Annotated in this window: 10 protein-coding genes; 8 read left to right on the top strand and 2 right to left on the bottom strand. The window is 71.3% G+C overall.

Annotated features, from left to right (window positions below):
* The coding region (locus VG869_10845) for an SDR family NAD(P)-dependent oxidoreductase (GenBank protein HEV3451691.1) at positions 1-537 on the top strand (537 nt) is incomplete at its 5' end.
* 106 nt (positions 538-643) lie between these two features.
* Here the strand turns inward: VG869_10845 and VG869_10840 are convergent.
* Positions 644-2,110, bottom strand: coding sequence for an alkaline phosphatase family protein (locus VG869_10840; GenBank protein HEV3451690.1), 1,467 nt, complete (start codon positions 2,108-2,110; stop codon positions 644-646).
* A 440-nt stretch (positions 2,111-2,550) separates the two neighbouring features.
* On the opposite strand from VG869_10840, the gene VG869_10835 reads away from it, so the two are divergent.
* From VG869_10835 to VG869_10825, 3 genes are all read left to right on the top strand, one after another.
* On the top strand, positions 2,551-3,909 hold the full coding sequence (locus VG869_10835) for a hypothetical protein (protein ID HEV3451689.1): 1,359 nt from the start codon (positions 2,551-2,553) through the stop codon (positions 3,907-3,909).
* Positions 3,906-4,736, top strand: a complete 831-nt coding sequence (locus VG869_10830) for a hypothetical protein (protein ID HEV3451688.1) — start codon at positions 3,906-3,908, stop codon at positions 4,734-4,736. Before VG869_10835 ends, VG869_10830 begins: the two co-directional genes overlap by 4 nt.
* A 784-nt stretch (positions 4,737-5,520) precedes the next feature.
* Entirely contained in the window at positions 5,521-9,477 is a 3,957-nt protein-coding gene (locus VG869_10825) for an alpha-(1->3)-arabinofuranosyltransferase family protein (GenBank protein ID HEV3451687.1), read from the top strand.
* A 1-nt stretch (position 9,478) separates the two neighbouring features.
* Here VG869_10825 and VG869_10820 read toward each other — a convergent pair whose 3' ends face one another.
* Positions 9,479-11,659 carry a glycosyltransferase gene (locus tag VG869_10820; GenBank protein HEV3451686.1) on the bottom strand — a complete coding sequence of 727 codons (2,181 nt, stop codon included), beginning with the start codon at positions 11,657-11,659 and terminating at the stop codon, positions 9,479-9,481.
* A 299-nt stretch (positions 11,660-11,958) separates the two neighbouring features.
* Here VG869_10820 and VG869_10815 point away from each other — a divergent pair, with 299 nt between their 5' ends.
* The 4 genes from VG869_10815 to VG869_10800 all read left to right on the top strand — a co-directional run bounded on the left by VG869_10815 (position 11,959) and on the right by VG869_10800 (position 16,967).
* Positions 11,959-13,863 (top strand): hypothetical protein, encoded by a 1,905-nt coding sequence (locus VG869_10815; protein ID HEV3451685.1) that lies wholly within the window; start codon positions 11,959-11,961, stop codon positions 13,861-13,863.
* A 48-nt stretch (positions 13,864-13,911) separates the two neighbouring features.
* On the top strand, positions 13,912-14,454 hold the full coding sequence (locus tag VG869_10810) for a hypothetical protein (protein ID HEV3451684.1): 543 nt from the start codon (positions 13,912-13,914) through the stop codon (positions 14,452-14,454).
* 497 nt (positions 14,455-14,951) lie between these two features.
* Positions 14,952-16,115 carry a hypothetical protein gene (locus VG869_10805; GenBank protein HEV3451683.1) on the top strand — a complete coding sequence of 388 codons (1,164 nt, stop codon included), beginning with the start codon at positions 14,952-14,954 and terminating at the stop codon, positions 16,113-16,115.
* Between the two features lie 96 nt (positions 16,116-16,211).
* Positions 16,212-16,967 carry a methyltransferase domain-containing protein gene (locus tag VG869_10800; protein HEV3451682.1) on the top strand — a complete coding sequence of 252 codons (756 nt, stop codon included), beginning with the start codon at positions 16,212-16,214 and terminating at the stop codon, positions 16,965-16,967.
* The last annotated feature ends 83 nt before the right edge of the window (positions 16,968-17,050 follow it).

Below are 17,050 nucleotides of genomic sequence, written 5' to 3'. Positions count from 1 at the left end.
GTCAACAACGCCGGCATCAGCATTCACAAGAATGCGGCCCGGACCTCGGTCGAGGAGATCGAGCGGCTCATGGCGGTGAACTTCTTCGCGCCCGTGTATCTCTCGATGGCAGCGCTGCCGGGGATGCTCGAGCGGAGGGACGGCTCGATCGTCAACGTCACGTCGGTGGCCGGATATGTCCCCAACCCCGGTGAGTCCGCATACGGCGCGTCGAAGGCGGCGCTCTCGCGATGGTCTCACGGCCTCGGGGTGGACCTCGACGGTACCGGTGTGCATGTTGGCGTCGTCAGCCCCGGTCCGATCGATACCGAGATCTGGTCCCTCGACGAGGAGCAGTCGTATACCGGCAAGCTCTACCCGCCGAAGGTCGTTGCCGACGCGGTCGCCAAGATGATCGAGCGGCGAATCACGCACCTCACGACCCCCCGCCGATACGGGGCGGTAGGCGCCCTCTATCCGCTGGTCGGTCGGCCGATGCGGTGGGGTATTCGCCGATATGAAGCGCGGGCGCAGCGACGAAGCACTCCCGAGGCCTGACCCGCTGCAGTGTGAGCGCCGCAATAGACCGAAGGGTCTGAACCGAGGGGTAGCGCCGCGACTTCGGCGCTCTTGAACAACCTGAGCGCCGTGGCGGCGGTCTGGGTCAGCCGTCGGTATCGCCGGCGAGAGCGGCCGCAGAGAGTCCACGGGCCCGGGGGGTGCCGGTGAGGGTGGTCTTGGGATGGACGGGCAGCAGCACGGGCGAGCGCGGTGACTGGCTGAAGTCGAACTCCTTCGTCAGGTTGCCGAGGATCGGCACGTTCTCGCGCACGGTGGGGCGGGGGTCGGGCCGGCCGTCAACGAGCGGGTTGAGCCGCTGGCCGGAGAGGAAGTCGTCCTCGATGAATTTGACGTAGGCGTCGAACGACAGTGTCTGGTGGTCGATCATGCCCTTCTTGGCGTACGGGCTGATGACGAGGCCGGGCACTCGGAGGCCGTAGCCGTTCTGGTCGACGGTGGGTGGGACGACGTGGTCATAGAAGCCGCCCCAGTCGTCCCAGGACAGGAAGATGGCGGTCGACTTCCAGTTCGGGCTCCGCATGACCGCGTTCACGATGCTCGTCACAAATGACTGGCCGAAGCTCACCGGGGACGGCGGGTGCTCGCTCAGCTGTCCTGACGGCGTCACCCAGGACACCGCGGGGAGCCGCCCAGCCTGGGCCGCGCTGTAGAAGGACTTGACCGATCGGATGTTCCCAAGCTGCTGGTCGTTCCGAACGGTGTCGAAGTAGGGCAGCGGGTTCCAGATCCCGGGCGTGTTCGAGGCCTGGCGCACCGGCGCGCACGAAATCGCGGCATCGTTCTGGCAGTCGGGCTCGCTTCCCGGGGTCACGTAGTAGCCCCACGAGACGTTCTGCCGGTGCATGAGGTACGTGAGGTCGGTCCACGCGTAGATCGGGTCCGGGCGGGGCTGGTGCTGGGGGTTCTGGAAGTCCGGTGGGAGGCCCGGGGTCTGGTTGGCGTTCGCGCAGTGCGCCGGGTTGTGATCGGGGCAGACGGCGGACCACTCGGAGACCTGGAACAGGTGCTCGGGGAGACTCCAGCTGGCGTTGGGCTCGAACATGCGGTCCTGGAGCACGAAGTCCTTCGCATAGCGCCAGTAGTTGGGGATGTCGCTCCCGGTGTGGTAGCCCGTGACGTCCTGCCCGTTGCCAGAGTGGGCGCACGCCGGGTTGTTCGGGTCCCCGCAGGTCGTGCTCGCCGCCCGCGCCTCGGCCACGAAGCCGTTCATCTGGCCAAAGCTGATGTCGGCGACCGCGTTCTGCTGCCCGTGGGGGCCACCGCCGTTCACGTCGGAGTGGTCGACGTAGGGCTTCGCGCACTGGAAGGACTTCGGGTCCGGAAGGCACGCGGTGGGCACGCCGCGCCGCATCGGGATGCCGTTCGCGCCCGGATAGGTGCCGAAGTAGCTGTCGAAGGAGCGGTTCTCCTGCATGATCACGACGACGTGCTGGATCTTGTGGATGCCCGTCGGGGCCCGCGATCCCGTCGTCGCGGCCGCACTCGAGCCGCCCCAGCACAATGCGGTCACGAGCGCTGCCATCCCGAGCTTCGTGATGTCTCGTCGCACGGTCTCACTCCTCGTCGGCCCCGCCGCCGACGAGGGCGCTTCCACCGACGCATTCCCGACGCTAGCGATCCTGGTCAACCCGGGCGAAACCCGGCGGGCTTCAGTATTGCCGGCGCGACTCGAGAATCAGCGTCACGACGACCGTGTCGGCGACCAGTTCTCAGCGCCACAATCGCTGAGCTCTCGTGCGATCACGCGCGTCCACAGGGCACGGCCGAGATGTGCCGCGGCGGCCGAGTTCCGTTCCGGGAAGGCAGGAGGATGGCGTAAGGTACGGCGCCACCAGAGCGAAAGGGCGGACGCGCTCTGGCGCCCGGCGGGGCCGGTGCGGCACTCGTCGACGAAGAAGGGCCGGGCTTCGGTGAACCGTGTAGATGGAGACGTAGACGCGCCGACTCGTTCCGATGCGCGTCCTGCCTAGAACGCCGCATCGCGGTCGGGTGAGCCAGCGGCTCGCCCGCGGCTCGGTCCGACATCGTCACCTCATCGCGGGATCGGCGTGGCTGATCGCCGCCACCGTGACCGCTGCCCTCGGCGGCTTCGTGTTCTGGCTCGTCGCTGCGCATGTCGATTCGACGACGACCGTCGGCCGCGCCTCCGCCCTGTTCACCTCGGCTCAGTTCCTGAACTACGCCACGGGCATGGGCCTGCCCGTCGCTGTCGCCCGATACGCGCACGACCGCACTCGAGACACACGCGTCCTCCTGGAATGGGGGTTGCTGTACACGGCCGCGACCTCGGTCGTCGGGACGGCCGTGTTCTTCTTGTTCGCCCCGCACTCGCTGGCGGCTCCGCTGCTCGTTGGCGGTCACGCACTGGGGTTCGCGCTGTTCGCGATCATCGTGACGGGGATGTCCTTCACGCTGATCGTCGACATGCGCCTCATGGCCCTTCGACGTTGGGGCTGGGTATTTGGTCGGGCGCTGCTGGTGTCCGTGGTCCGGATGCCGTTTGTGTGGTTCCATCCGTTCGGCGACCGTGCCCTCTGGCTCCTCGTCCTCGTCGGGGGGACACAGGCAGCGTCGGGCCTCGTCGGCGCGTTGGCCCTCCAGGGCCGCGTGTGGCACGCGTTGCTGCCGCTACCGGCGAATGCGGCGCGCGTGTTTCGGTACGCCTCGGTCAACTACCTTGGCCAGCTCGCGATCCAAGCCCCGTTCTTCGTGCTGCCGGTGATCGTCCTGCTCAAGGTGCGACCCGCGACGAACGCGGTCTTCTACATCTCGTGGAGTGTGATGGCCGTTGTGCTGCTGAGTGTGCAGATGGTCAGCCAGGCGCTCCTGTCCGAGGGGAGCAAGGAAGGTGCGCGTCTGGCCCCGCAGCTCCGAGTCACGCTCTGCATCGCGCTCGGCTTCGCCGGCTTCTGCTCCGTGATCGCCTACCTCGGCGCGGACTCGGTCACGACGCTCTACGGGGCCGCCTACTCCCATGCCGCGCACCTGCTGCCGATCCTTGTCCTCGCTACGGTGCCGTGGGCGGTGACGGTGACGCTCCTCGCCGAGGCGCGGATCCGAGAGAGCTCCGCCTCCACGGTGGCGATCAGCGTCGCATTTGCGCTGGCGGTGCTCGTGCCCGCCGTGTTCCTGACCACGCAGAACGCCGCGGACAGCGCGGCTCGAGCCTGGCTCGAAGGAAACGCAGTGGCGGCGTGCATCGCGATCGTGGTCTCGGTGGCCAGTCAGATCCGCCGTGGCGTCCGGGCGTCGCGCGTCGCGCTCAGCCTCGAGCCCCTCGCCGGATCGCGGCTCGGCGACGTGGAACGGACCCGACCCGCGCTCTTCGCACCCGGAAGGAACCGGTGAACCAGGGAAGCTTCGATGGCATCGGCCGCGCGGCCGCGGACCGCCCGTACGCAGCGTCGTCACGCGCGAGAAGGATCCTGGCGCTGCTGCTCGTCTCGGTCGTCGTCGCCGGGGTGAGCGTCGGTCTCACGCTGGTGGCCACCGGTCAGACGTCGACCCCAGTCGCGCACGTCCAGAACCTTTCGTTCGGAGTGTTCGACACGTTCCGGCGAGCGGACAGCCCAACGACCCTCGGCCAGGCGGACAGCGGCAAGCGGTGGATCCCACGGGTCGGGACTTGGGGCGTGAAGGGCGGAGAGGCGTACGTCGCCACTCCGGCATCCCGCCGCTACAACCTGGCCGTGGCGGACATGCACACTGGGGACGGCACGGTCCAGGTGACGCTGGCCCGGATGGTCGAGAGCGCCGGGCTGGTGTTCCGGTATCAGAACATCCTCAACTACTACGCCATCGTCGCCGTTCCGAGGTTCGCGACCTGGGGTGTTCTGCGGGTCGACCACGGGAAGCTGGCCTCGATCGGGCGCCTTGGCCTCGTGCCGGTTCAAAACCAGACGACCATCAGCGTCGTGCTGCGTGGGACGGAGATCGACGTCGCTGTCAACGGGCAGCTTCGGAAGTCGTTTGCCAACAACACCCTGCTGCAGACCGCCCCGTATGCGGGCCTGGTCGCGTTCGGCAGCGGTGGGCGCAACGCTCGTTGGGTGAACTTCGTCGCGTCGGGTGCGGCGCCCGCACCGCCAGCTCCCGCCCCGCGGCCTGCTGGCACGGCACCGCGCCCGCGGACTCCTACGACGCGGCGGCGCCCACCCAAGACAGCACGCACCTAGCGGTCATGCCCTGACGGCGGCGCCGGCGCGTTCATCCGTTCGGTCGATCGCTCGACGAATCACGTGATCGCGGCGACCCCGCCCGAGGCCGTTGGCGCGCCGGCCGCTGTTCACCGCCGCTCGCCCGAGCCGGTGGCAGGACCGTCGGCCGCTCGTCGATCCCGTCCGGGAGCGCTGATCCACGATCCGGCGACGTCGGATCCACGTGCGGAGCACGCGGTGACCGGAGCGAGGATCGGCCTTGACGAAGCGGTCGCGGCCGAGACGTGCAACCACAGTGTGCGGGGAGCGTCACTGCTCGGCGACCGCGTGCGCTCGGCTCCGCAACGTCACGGGGCAGTCGGTATCCTTGTTTGTCTGCCCGCAACGTCGTCGTGCAGATGCTGCGGTTGGTGGGGCTCGGTGGGCTGGGCCGACTCTTGGGCTATCGAGGCGATGGGCACGCATTGACAGCGCGTACACAACTATGGGCCGCCGATCAGAGGGTCCGCGTCACGCGCCGCAAACGCCGCCGGCGCAACCGCTCGACGCCGGCGGGGACCGGCTGGTCGCAACACGCCGTTGCCGACTCGGCGACGGGACGGCGCTTCGCGGCGGCGTTCGTCACCCGGACGACGGCCTGGACGCGCTGATGCCGGGCCTGGCTCCCCAAGCAGTGTCCTGCCACCGAGCCGGCGGGCGACGGCAGCGGTGAGGCGCTGACGTGCGCGTGGCGTGGGAGACGGCCCGGGACGTAAGGAGTCCCCCGGCGGGGACGGCCCCGTCGAGGCCGCCGGGCCCGCCGATGACCGAGCGCGCGCGGTTCTGGACGACGAGCGGAGTCCTGGTCGCGGCAGCCGCGTTCGCAGTCCTCACGAACTCGCCGGGCTGGTACATCGCCGATGCCCGCTTCGAGCAGTACTGGGGGGCCCAGCGGTACATCGCCCGACAGCAGTGGCTCTGGGACTCCGTGCGCGGCGTCGGGCGGCCGGCTCCGTTCTTCTCGCCCGTCATTGGTTCGTACCTCGCGCTCCTGCGGACGGTCGGCCTCTCGCCCGCGCTCAGCGAGCGGATGCTGCACGGCACGTACCTCGTGATCGCGGGGCTCGGGATGGTGCAGGTCCTGCGGCTTTTTCGGCCGCGGCTCGGTCCGGAGCACTTGCTGGCCGCGCTCTTCTACATGTTCAGCCCGTTCACCACACAGTTCTTGGTGCCGTCGGGGCTCTTCGTCCACTACGCGCTCGCTCCGTGGCTGCTCATGGCGTTCGTCCGTGGTGTCCGCGAGCCTGAGCACCAGTGGCCGTGGGCGGCCGCGTTCGCCCTCGCCGTCCTGACGATGGGCGGTCTGAACACGCCGTCGCTCGTCTACGCGGCCCTCCCGATTCTCCCTACCGCGATCTACCTCGGCGTGGTGACGCGGTCCGTGCCAGCGCGGGCACTCTTCGGCTTCCTCGGTCGAATGGTGGTGCTGACACTCGCGATCACGTCGGCGACCCTGATCTATCTCCGGTTCAACGTGAGCGGCTTCGCCGAGAACCTCGGGACCACGGAGCTTCCGAGGACCGTGAGCAGCCACTCGACGTGGGCGGAGAGCTGGCGTGGACTCGGCAACTGGCTGTCGTACCTGCGGACGTCGCTCGGTGTGGCCCGCCCGGAGTCGATCTCCTACTTCACGAACGCGCTGGTGGTCGCCGCAACTTGCGTGATTCCCGTGGTTGCGGTCGCCGTGGTCTGGCGCTCGCGATGGCGGCCACGGCTCGTGTTCGGCGGGATGGCGGTGCTCGCCCTCGTCCTGATGGTCGGGCTCTATCCCACCGACCATCTCACGATCGCTGGTCGCGTCCTGCAGTTCGGATACGACCACAGCCTGGTCATCCGCTCGTTCCGAGACACGTACAAGGCCGGCGCCGGGCTCGGGATGGGTCTCAGCGCGCTCTTCGCGGTCGGCGTCATCGACGGAACGAGATGGCTTGGTCGCCGGCGGCCGCCGCGGTCGGCATTCTGGATCCGATTTCTGGGCCTCGGCCTGGCCGTCATCGTGATCGGCGTCGCCTCGTTCCCCTTCTGGACCGGCCGGCTGTACTCCCGGACGAACCGGGTGGCGGCGGTCCCGCAGTACTGGCGCTCCGCGACCGCGTGGCTGGATCGTCAACCTGGCGACGGCCGGGTGCTGGTGTTGCCTGGGACGACACGGACCCGGTATCGCTGGGGGTACGTCGGAGACGACATCTTGGACGCGTTGCTCGCGCGGCCCCATCTCGTCCGTGAGTCCTTGCCGCAGGGCTTGGGACAGGCGGCGGATCTGCTCGTGGCCTTGGACGACGCTGCGCTGTCTCGCACCTACTTGCCGGGCTCGGTCGCCGCGGTGGCGCAGCGGCTCGGGGTCCGCTGGATCGTGCTGCGGAACGACGTCGCCTGGGAGACCAGCGACGCCCCGCGGCCCAGCGATCTCAACGCGCTCCGCGCCGACGCCACGCTGCACCGAGTCGCGACGTTTGGCCGACCCGGACAGAACGTCATCACACCCGGCGATGTCACCGCGCGCCAGCTCGGGGAAGGGCGCCTGCCGCCGGTCGAGGTGTACCAGGTCCGCGGCGCGGGCTCGCCGGTGCAGGTGGTCGCGAGGCAGCCCACCTTGCTGCTCTCCGGCAGTGGCGAGGCGTGGCCCGCGCTCTCGAGCGACGGCACGCTCGCGGCGGTCGGCGCGGTGCGCTACACGGCGGCGAGCTCCGCGGGCACGCTCCGCCCCCTCCTGGCCGCAGGGGCCCGTGTCGTCGTTACTGACACCAATCGCCGACAGGTGACCCAGGTCACGACCCTGCGGAACTTCGTGTCGCCGACGCTGGCCGCGAACGAGCAGCTCACGAGGGCGCCGGATGACCTCTTCCATCGTCCCGGCAGCCAGAGCCTGGCGACGTACGCGGACGCGACGCAGATCGTCGCGTCGAGGTACGGCAATCCCGTCGTCAATCCGTTCCAGACCTGGGTGCGGCCCGCGAACGCCTTCGACGGTGACCCGAACACCGCGTGGTACGTGGGCGGGTTGTCGAGCCCAGTCGGCGCCTGGGTTCGAGTCGACTTCAAGCGCCCCGAGCGGATCAGCCGGGTCGATCTGACCCGGGCTTCGACCGGGAGACGACGCGTGACCGCCGCCACGCTGCGCTTCTCGGACGGGACCACGGTGCCGGTCGGGTTCACCTCCTCGTCGACGACGGCGACGTTCAAGCCGCGCACCACGCGCTCGCTCGAGGTGCGCATCCGAGCCGTGCTGGGCTTCGGCGGGAGCGTCGGCTTCTCGGAGGTGACGATCCCGGGGCTTAACCTCACCGAGACGATCGCCGCTCCGACCGATCTGGCGAAAGCCGCCACCGCGAGTCCGGCCCTCAGCCGCGCGCTCGCGGGGGCTCCGTTAACGTTCTCGTTCCAACGTCTCGTGGGAGACGGAGCGTCGGACACCGAGCTCGCGGTCCATCGCAGTTTCACGACCCTCGGCACGCGCTCCTACCAGGTGGGGGGGACGCTCCAGCTCGACTCGTCCACGCCGGCCGACGCGGTCGCGCTGGCTCGGAGCGGCCTGCTGAGCCCAGACGGGTGTACCGACCGCCTGCTCACGGTCGACGGGCGTCCCGTCGCCGTGCGCCTGACGGGGAGCAGCCTCGTGCTCATCGGGGGCAGGCCCGTCGACTTCCAGGCCTGCAGCCCGGTCTCGCTCGCTCGCGGTCAACACCGACTCGACTCTCGACCGGGAGCCGACGGCGTGATCAGCACCGTGGCGCTGCAGGCGGGGGCTCCGGCCCCGGCAACTCGGAGCGCGCCAGCCGCAACCGTCCGGGTGCTGTCCGAGTCACCGACTCGGCTCCACCTGCAGATCGCGGCGCCACACGGCGGGTCGCTCGTCATCGGCCAGTCGTTCAGCGCCGACTGGCACGCGTCGGCGAGCGGGCACGCCCTCGGCTCGGCCCAGTCGATCGACACGCTGACCGGCTGGCAGCTGCCGCACGCCAGGGCCATCGATGTCGTGGCTTCCTATCGCCCCCAGCGGCTCTGGGAGCTCGCGCTCGCGATCACCGGCGGGACGACCGCCCTGTGCATCTTCCTGGTGGTCGGTGCGAGCGTGCGACGGAGGGCCGAGAGCCAGATGGTGTCGTCGCGCCCGTCACCGGATCGACGCGAGCACGTGCCGGTCGCGGACTCCGTCGGCGCGCTCGTGGCGCGCGCGCTCGTCCTCGCAACCGTCGGATACCTCCTCGGTGGTCTGGGCGGCGCGCTGCTCGCCGGGCTGGCGGCGCTGATCGCGGTCTACGACGCGCGTCTGGTAGGGCTCTATGCCCTGTTCGGGGTGGCGTTCATGGCCCTGCTCACGGTCTTCGAGTCTCCGCTCGATGCCAGCCCGGCGGTCTCAGGCTTCGTTGGGAACCACCCGGCGGCTGCCTTCGTCGGCCGGCTCGCGGGCCTGATCTTCCTGGTGGCGATAGCGACCCTGTCGTTCGCCGAGCGCGCGGGCGCTCGGGCTCCGAGTGAGGCGCAGCTCGCCCCGCGGCCGCGCCCGCCGCGAGCGTGGCGGGATTGGGCGGCGCCGATCGGCGTGTTCGCGCTCGGGTTCGGGATCGTCGTCAACGTCGCCGGGGATCGGTCGCTGCGATGGCTGGCCGTCCCTTGCCTCGTGGTCGTCCTCGCCGCGCTCGCGACCGCGGGGCTGGGGCGGCGCCGAGGTCCCCTTCCCCCAGCAGCGTCGAGCCCGCCCATTCGCGCGGGCACGTGACTCAGTCGGGCTGCGTGACGCGCGGTCGGAGCCGGGCTGCGCCGTTCTCCGAGATGGTCCCCGAAACGCGGATCGGGTACCCGTAGCGACGCATGAGCGGGAACGTCGTGGCGGTCGCCGTCAGCCGTCGCCACACCGGCAAGGCCTCTTTCCACGCCGAGTCGGGGGTGATGCGGACGAGGCCGTGCTGGAAGCGATTCGGATTTCCCCAGGCCGAGTGCGTCACCTCGAGGGCGACCTGGTCGTCGACCAGCAGCTGATCCAGATCGAGGGCTTCCCCGACGAACGCCCCGATCGCATCCAGCGTCTCGGCGGGACGCGAGACGAAGTCCTCGTAGCGAACCCGCAGGTAGCGGTCCGACGACCCGCCCCAAATCACGTCGGCCGCGGCGTTCGAGACATCGAAGTACGCGGCGCTGGTGAGCCAGCTCCGCCGCTGCATGAACACGCGCCCGCCCATGCCCTGCTCCCGGCGCTTGCGGCGCCACGACAGCGCGATGGCTCGCGGATCACGAACGAGGTGCAGGAAGTACACGTCGAGACCCGGCCGTGACTTCAAGATGTAGGAGTAATGCGGCTCCTTCGAGGAATCGACGATCACCCGGCTCCCGGTGACCGCGTGGATCGCCCGGTACAGGTGCTCGACTCGCTCGGGGAACGGCCCCAGCCGGCTCAGCAGACGGCCGCGGATGCCCTTGGTGAGCATGAGCGGGAGGTGCTTCGAGTTGAAGCGGCGCCGCAACTCCACCATCTCGTCGGCGTCGACGGCCCCTACCCCGCCGTACGCGTGGACGAAGATCTTCTGCCACACGGCGCAGTCCGCCAGCAGCTCGCCGCAGCTGCATCGTCCGCCCTCCCGGAGGCCGTACCGCCAGACGAAGGCCAGCTCGCCGGCGTTGAAGATCCCCTCGTACTGCCCGAGGATCCGGTCGATCAGGGTGCTCCCGGTGCGCCCGGTCCCACCGATGTAGAGGACCTTGATCGGCTCCTCGGACGCCAGGCCGCCCTCGCGACCGTGCCGCGTGAGGTCGATCGTCTTGGGGATCGGGTGCACGAAGGCCTGTTCGTAGGCGTCGACGGTCGACTCCCAGCTGTACCGGGCCGCCTCGGCGCGCGAACGCGACTGGAGGTCGCGGACCGTGGCCGGGCTGCGAGCCAGGCGGAGGAGCGCCGTCCGCAGGCCCTCGACGTCACGGGCCGGCACGACGCGCCCGGTCGCCACGGCGACGTCACGCACCCCGGGCAGGTCGGACGCGACCGGGACACAGCCCGCGGCCATGCCCTCGAGCAGCACGAGCCCGAAGGCTTCGAGCCGGCTCGTCGCGGCCTTCACGACGACGTCATGGCTGAGATAGAGGTCGGTCAGGACATCGTCGGTGACCGACCCGACGAAGGTGGTGTTGCTCGACGTCGCCATGGCCCGGAAGTGGTCTTCGAGCCGGCCCTTCCCGACCACGGTGAGCTCGAGGTCGGGTTCGTCCGCGGCGGCTTGGACGAGCTCCGCGATGCCCTTGTACGGCCGCATCTGCCCGACGAAGAGCACCCGCAGGGGGCGCGAGCCGTCGTACGGGGCGATGAGCCGCTCACCGGCGAACCGCTCGACGTCGACGCCCCACGGAATCAGGCGGACCGCTGGGCCGCGGCGGCTGCTCAGCATCGAGTGGTAGGAGGGCGTCGGGACGACGATCTCGTCGGCGAGGCGAGCGATGTGCCGGTGGAAGTTCTCGTAGAGGCGGGAGGCGGTCTTCCACTGGGCCAAGTCGATCGAGAAGTGATGGGTGTAGAGGATCCGAGGCCGTTGCGCCGCGGGCACGGTCCGAAGCAGCCCGAGGTAGGCGTCGCTGATGGTCGGAGCCGGGCCGTGGATGTTCACGACGTCGTAGTCGGCGAGCGCGGCTCGGACCGCGGGCCACTGCGCGGCGAGGGTGTTGAAACGGAACTCGCCCAGGTTCAGGTATCGGGCGTCGCCGCCGGTGAGGAGGTCGATCGAATGGCCGCGGGCGCTGAGCCCCGCCGACAGCTGATGGATGGCGCGGGCCACACCCGACTCGACCGGTGGCTGCTCCGAGCAGATGATGAGCGCGCGGACCGTGCCCCCGTGCCGGCGCTGCCCGTCCGCGCCCCACGCGGGGTGGAGGGGGATCGGGACCGCCCAGCCGCGACCTTCGGGTTCGGCTACCACGCGTGTCCGCTCTCGCGCCCGGGGCGGCCGGCGGCGCGGTCAGGGCGCGCGATGAGGAATCGCCCACGCACTACCGCCGTCCCCGCGGTTCGCGTCGCCCCAGTGCCCCCCAAGGGGGATGCCTCCCTTTACCCAGAGTGGGGCCCAGGGGCCCCAGTCACCACCCGCCGTGAGAGTATTCACGGATCTCGGCCGATGGCAAACCTGCGGGGGCACCGGCGGGCAGTGTCCAGCCGGCCCGCTGGGGGGCCGAGCGTGACCGCGCAGCGGAGCGGCGGGCCCCGGAGGCGAGGGTGGCGATGAGGCTGGGCCTGCCCCGACGCTCCCGGCCGGCGCTGGGTCAAGCCTTCCCGTGGCTGCTGGGGCTGGCGGCCGGCGCCGTCGCGCTCGGCCCCGCCCTCGGCGGCGGCGGTTCGCTCCTGAGCCTGGACCTCGTCGTCACGCCTCGCATTCCGGTGCCACGCGGGGTCTGGGGACTCGGACCCGAGCTGCCCCGGCGGGTCCCCTTCACCGTTCCCCTGGCCTGGGCGTCGACGGTCGTCGGCGGGTCGCGGATCTGGACCCTGGTGGCCTTGGCCGCGTTCGCGGCCGCGTCGGCCGGCGCGTGGAAGCTGGCCGAGGGCGCCCCGGCGATCGCACGCTCCGGCGCCGCCCTCCTGTACGCGCTCAGCCCGTTCGTCCTCACCCGACTCGGCGTGGGCGACCTCGCCCTGGTCGTGGCGATGGCGATCCTGCCGTGGGCGCTGCCGACGCTCCTGCGGCCCGACGAGGATCTCCGGCGGACCTTTCTCTGGGCTGCGGCGCTGGGATGCACCGGCCAGTTCGGTGGCGTGCTCGGGCTCTTCGTGGTGGCCGTCGGTGTGTTGGGATCGCGTGGTCGACGCGCGCCGGGGGTCGCGGGCGCCTACGTGCTCGCCCAGCTGCCCTGGGTGGTTCCGGGCGCGATCCTCCTCTCCCAGCCCCTCCGGCTCACGCACTCGTCCGCGTTCGCGACCCAGGCCTCCGGGCTCGGCGGCTGGCTGCGCGTCCTCGCCGGCTACGGCTTCTGGCAGCCCCGGCTGCAGGTGGGCCCGGTCGGCGGCGGTGCCGGCACCGGAGCCGCGTTCGCCGGCGCGGCCCTCGGGGCCCTCGCGGTGGTCGGCGCCCGGGACCTGCCCCGACCGTGGGGGCGACGGGCGGCGTGGTTGGCCCTCACGGGCGTCGCGCTCGGGCTGGCCAGCGCCGTGCCGGGCGTGCGCGTGGCGTACTCGGCGGTCGCCGACACCAGGCTCGGTGCCCCGCTGCGCGAGGGCCAGCGCCTCCTCGCCCTGTACCTGGTCTGGATGGCCCCGGCCGCGGCGCTGGGCGCGGCCCGCCTGGCGCGCCTGCGGGTCGGGCTGCTCGAAGGCGTGCTGTGGGCCGCCCCCTTCGCGATCGCCGTCGTGCTGGCCGGCCCCGGCCTCCTCGGCGTGGACGGACGCCTGGATCCCGTGTCGCTCCCGAGCGAGTGGAGCCGGGCTCGGACCGCGGTCGTCCACCGGCCCGGGACGGTGCTCGCCCTGCCGTGGCACGAGTACCTCCAGCTCCAGGTCGCCGGGGACCGGAACGTCTTCAACCCGGTGCCGATCTACTTCGGCGGCGACGTCCTGTCCTCGTCGGATCCCGAGTTCCAGTCGGGACCCGAGCAGGCCGACCCCCGTGAGCCCACGGCGCGCCGACTGCTGGGCGTCATCCGGGCCGGCGACCCCGTGGCGTCAGAGCTCGCCCGGCTCGGGGTCCGGTGGGTCGTCCTCCTCCATGAGGTCGACTGGCAGTCGTACGACTCCATCGCCCACGATCCGGGCCTGGTCCACGCCGTCGGCGGTCCGAGCCTCGACCTGTGGCGGGTTCGGGCTTGGCGGGGGCCCGTCGTGGACCGGACGGGCCGCACCGTGAGGCTCCGCACCCTCGTGCAGCCGTTCGGGCGGCTCGACGCCTCCGGAGCCGCGACCTGGTTCCGGCCCAGCGAGAACGGGTGGATGCGGGGCTGGAGCGCGGCCGGCGCCACCCCGGCCGGGCTCCTCCGGTTGCCGGCGGGGAGCGGTCCGGTCTGGTACTGGCCGGCGCTGCTGGTGCTGGCCGCCGACCTGGCGACCGCCGCCACCGCGGCCGTCGTGCTCGTCCGCCTGGGCGCGATTCGGGCCCGGAAATCCCCCGTTTCCGGACAAAACGGCTCGCAGGAGTAGCCACGCTCCGCCGCGGGCAGTAGGGTTTGGGCGCTGGGAGGAGGGGCAATGCTCCTGTTCGTGCGTGCCCTTCGGGCCGTGTTGGCGGTGGTCGTGGTGGCTGGCGCCTCCGCGCTCGCCCTCGGCGTGACCGCGTCCAGCGCCGGGGCGGCCTACAAGGGCTGCGACACCGCGATCTCGAGCTCGACGCTGGTGCCGGGTGAGCACGCGACCGTCGAGGGGGACGACGACTGCTTCGAGCACCAGTCGCCCGTCGACGTCGGGATCGACCCACCGGGCGCAACGCTGGGTGGTGTCACGTCGAGCCCGACGGGCGCGGTGAGTGCCAACGTGACGATCCCTCCGGGCTCGTCGCTCGGCCCCCACACCATCACGATGTCGGGCGCCGGCCCCGCTGGCACCGCGGTGACGTACAGCATCCCGGTCACGATCGTCGCCTCCGTGAGCCGCAGCAGCACCAGCAGCGGGGCCCTGGCCTTCACGGGCAGCGACGAGGGGATCCTGATCGCCATCGCCGCCGCGCTCATGGCGATCGGCCTCGGCGTCACCGCTGCCACTCGTCGGCGTCGCCGCGCGCGCGCAATCGGCTGAGCCACCCGCGCCGCCGGCTCACCAGCCCGCCTCGGGACGGTGCGCCGGCCCCACTGACGCGTCGGACGCCGCGGGTCGTCTGAGCACGTCGCGACGTCGCGCTGGCTGGGATCGGCCAACCGCCCTCGAGTCCACTCGGCGCTTCCGGCGGACATCACGATGCTCGCCCCAAGCTCCCGAGGCGCGGCTGACCCTCGAGATTCTCGTCGCCCACGGCGTGAGGGTCCGTGGCCGCCACCGAGTCCTTGACGTGATCGTCCCCGGAGCCCGGCGAGCGCCGCGTCCGCCGTGGTCCTGGTCTCGTCGACGGGCGTGCGCGGGGCGGGACACGCGGGTCTTCAGGACGCCACATCACGGGTCGATACCCCCCTTGTCATGGCCGTCCCGTCTCCTCCTGTCCGGACGAAGCGCGCGCACGCGGTGCCGCCCGATGCCCTTGTCCGTCGCCCTCGCGGTAGGGGAGAGGCGCGCGTCGACCGCCAACACGGGGGCTGAGGGTGCGCCGCCTCCGACTGATCCCCGCCGCGGCGGCGGTCGCCATGCTGGCGACGGCCTGCCTCGGAGCGCCGCTGGCGCCGACGCGAGGGGTCGCGCCCCTGGCGGTCACGTACTGCGCCCCCAGCGCGCCGAGCTCACCAGCCGACTACGGAGCCCTCTTCGACGGGCTCCGGCACGCGACGTCGGCGTGGCTCTCGGCCGACACCGCGATCCCCGTCACCCTGCCTGACGCGCGGACGGTCTGGTTGTTCGGCGACACCTACGCCGGCAGCCTGAACGCCAACGGGGGCATCGACCCCAACGGTCGGATGATCCACAACAGCTTCGTCGTGCAGGCGGGATCGTGTCTGACCCCGCTCGAGGGTGGTCAGCCGTCGGCGCCGAGCAGCCTGATTCCCGACCCGGCCGCCGGCCAGTACTACTGGCCGGCGTCAGCGGTGGTCGAGAACGGCGTCCTGCGCGTGTTCGTCTGGCACGTCCAGCGCACGGGCCCCGGCCAGCTCGGCTTCGCCGTGATCGACATGCAGGTCGCCACCTTCTCGCTCCCGGGCCTCGCGCTCCAGAGCGTCCAGCCACTTCCTTTCTCGACCAGCGCCACGCGGCCGTACGGCGCGACCTCGTTCGCGGACGCCGACGGGCACGTCTACCTCTACGGGGAAAAGGCGGGGAACGTCTTCGTGGCCCGAGCGCCGCTGGGCCAGATCATGGTTCCCGGGGCGTGGCAGTTCTGGGGTGACGTCGGCGCCGGACCGACCTGGGTTCCCACCCAGGCCAACGCCGTCCCGCTGCAGTGGACCAACATGCCGCCCCTGATCCCCGTGCCGAACGCCGGCCCTGGGCCGAGGGCGGAGCCCTGGATGACGCCGTGGGGCACCGGGTACCTGGCCACGGCCAAGCTCGCGAACGACGTGACCGACGACGTCAGCGTGTTCACGGCGCCGTCTCCCGCGGGCCCGTGGCGGTACTACGGCACCGTGGCGTCGACCGCCGCGCCCGGCCTCATCGCCTACGACGCCTACACCGGGACGCTGCCCGGCGTGGCGACACCGACCATCATCTACAGCACGAACCTGTCGCCGTTCACCACGCCACCGCCGCTCACCGGGCAGACCTACGGCCCGCACTTCGTGGGTCCGTTCCCCAACTCACTGCCCGCGCGCTAGCCGCATCGGGGACTCCCGGGGCCGCGGCACTCGCTCGAGCCGGCCTCGTCGCGCGATCGCGTACGATGCCAAATCGGTAGGGCGCAAGGCGAGAGGATGAGCGACCGAACTCTGAAGGCGCGCGCACCCGCACGTCGAGCCGACGTCTCGCGGCGGGAGCTGTTCCGCCTCTTCCTCGCTGAGCGACGAGACCCCGAGCCCTTCTACACGCGGCTGGCGTCCCGGGACATCGCCCAGTTCCCGCTGGACCTCCGCTCGGCGCTGGTCCTCGACCTCGCGTCCGGGCCGGGCTACTACGCGACGGCCCTCGCCGACCGTGGCGCCCTGGTCGTGGCGACCGACCTGGATCGCCGGGACCTCGCGCTGCGCTCCTCGGCCCTGCCGCGCGCGCTCGTCTCGGACGGGACCCGGCTCCCGTTCACGGCCGCGACCTTCGACGGCGTGTTCTGCTCGAACCTGCTCGAGCACACGCCCCGACCGGCGGAGATCCTCGCCGAGATCGAGCGGGTGTTGCGACCGGGCGCCTGGGCGTACCTGAGCTGGACCAACTGGTACTCGCCGTGGGGCGGCCACGCCATCACCCCGTTCCACTACCTCGGTCCACGACTCGGGCTCAAGACCTATCGGGCCGTCCTCGGGGAGCCGAAGGGCAAGAACCTCCCCTACGAGCGGCTGTGGCCGACGCACATCGGTCAGGTGCTTCGACTCGTGCGCCAGCGACCCGGTCTCCGGCTGCTCGACGCCTACCCGCGGTACTACCCGTCACAGCGCTGGATCCTCCGAGTACCCGGGCTCCGAGAGCTCGCGACGTGGAACTGCGTCCTGCTGCTCCAGCGGCGGCCGACGGGCTGATCCGGCGGGGCCCGCACCTGCGGCCGCCACCGGTGGCGCCCGGCCCTCCGGGCCGCTCGACCCCGCGGAGCGGATCGGCCGGC

Source organism: Acidimicrobiia bacterium, from assembly GCA_035948415.1.
Taxonomy (GTDB): domain Bacteria; phylum Actinomycetota; class Acidimicrobiia; order IMCC26256; family PALSA-555; genus PALSA-555.
This window is presented reverse-complemented; position numbering and strand designations above follow the sequence as displayed.

Excerpts from the sequence above, each read along its gene's own strand:
- VG869_10800 (HEV3451682.1), top strand. The coding sequence starts at position 16,212 with ATGAGCGACCGAACTCTGAAGGCGCGCGCACCCGCACGTCGAGCCGAC.
- VG869_10825 (HEV3451687.1), top strand. The coding sequence starts at position 5,521 with ATGACCGAGCGCGCGCGGTTCTGGACGACGAGCGGAGTCCTGGTCGCG.
- VG869_10815 (HEV3451685.1), top strand. The coding sequence starts at position 11,959 with ATGAGGCTGGGCCTGCCCCGACGCTCCCGGCCGGCGCTGGGTCAAGCC.
- VG869_10810 (HEV3451684.1), top strand. The coding sequence starts at position 13,912 with ATGCTCCTGTTCGTGCGTGCCCTTCGGGCCGTGTTGGCGGTGGTCGTG.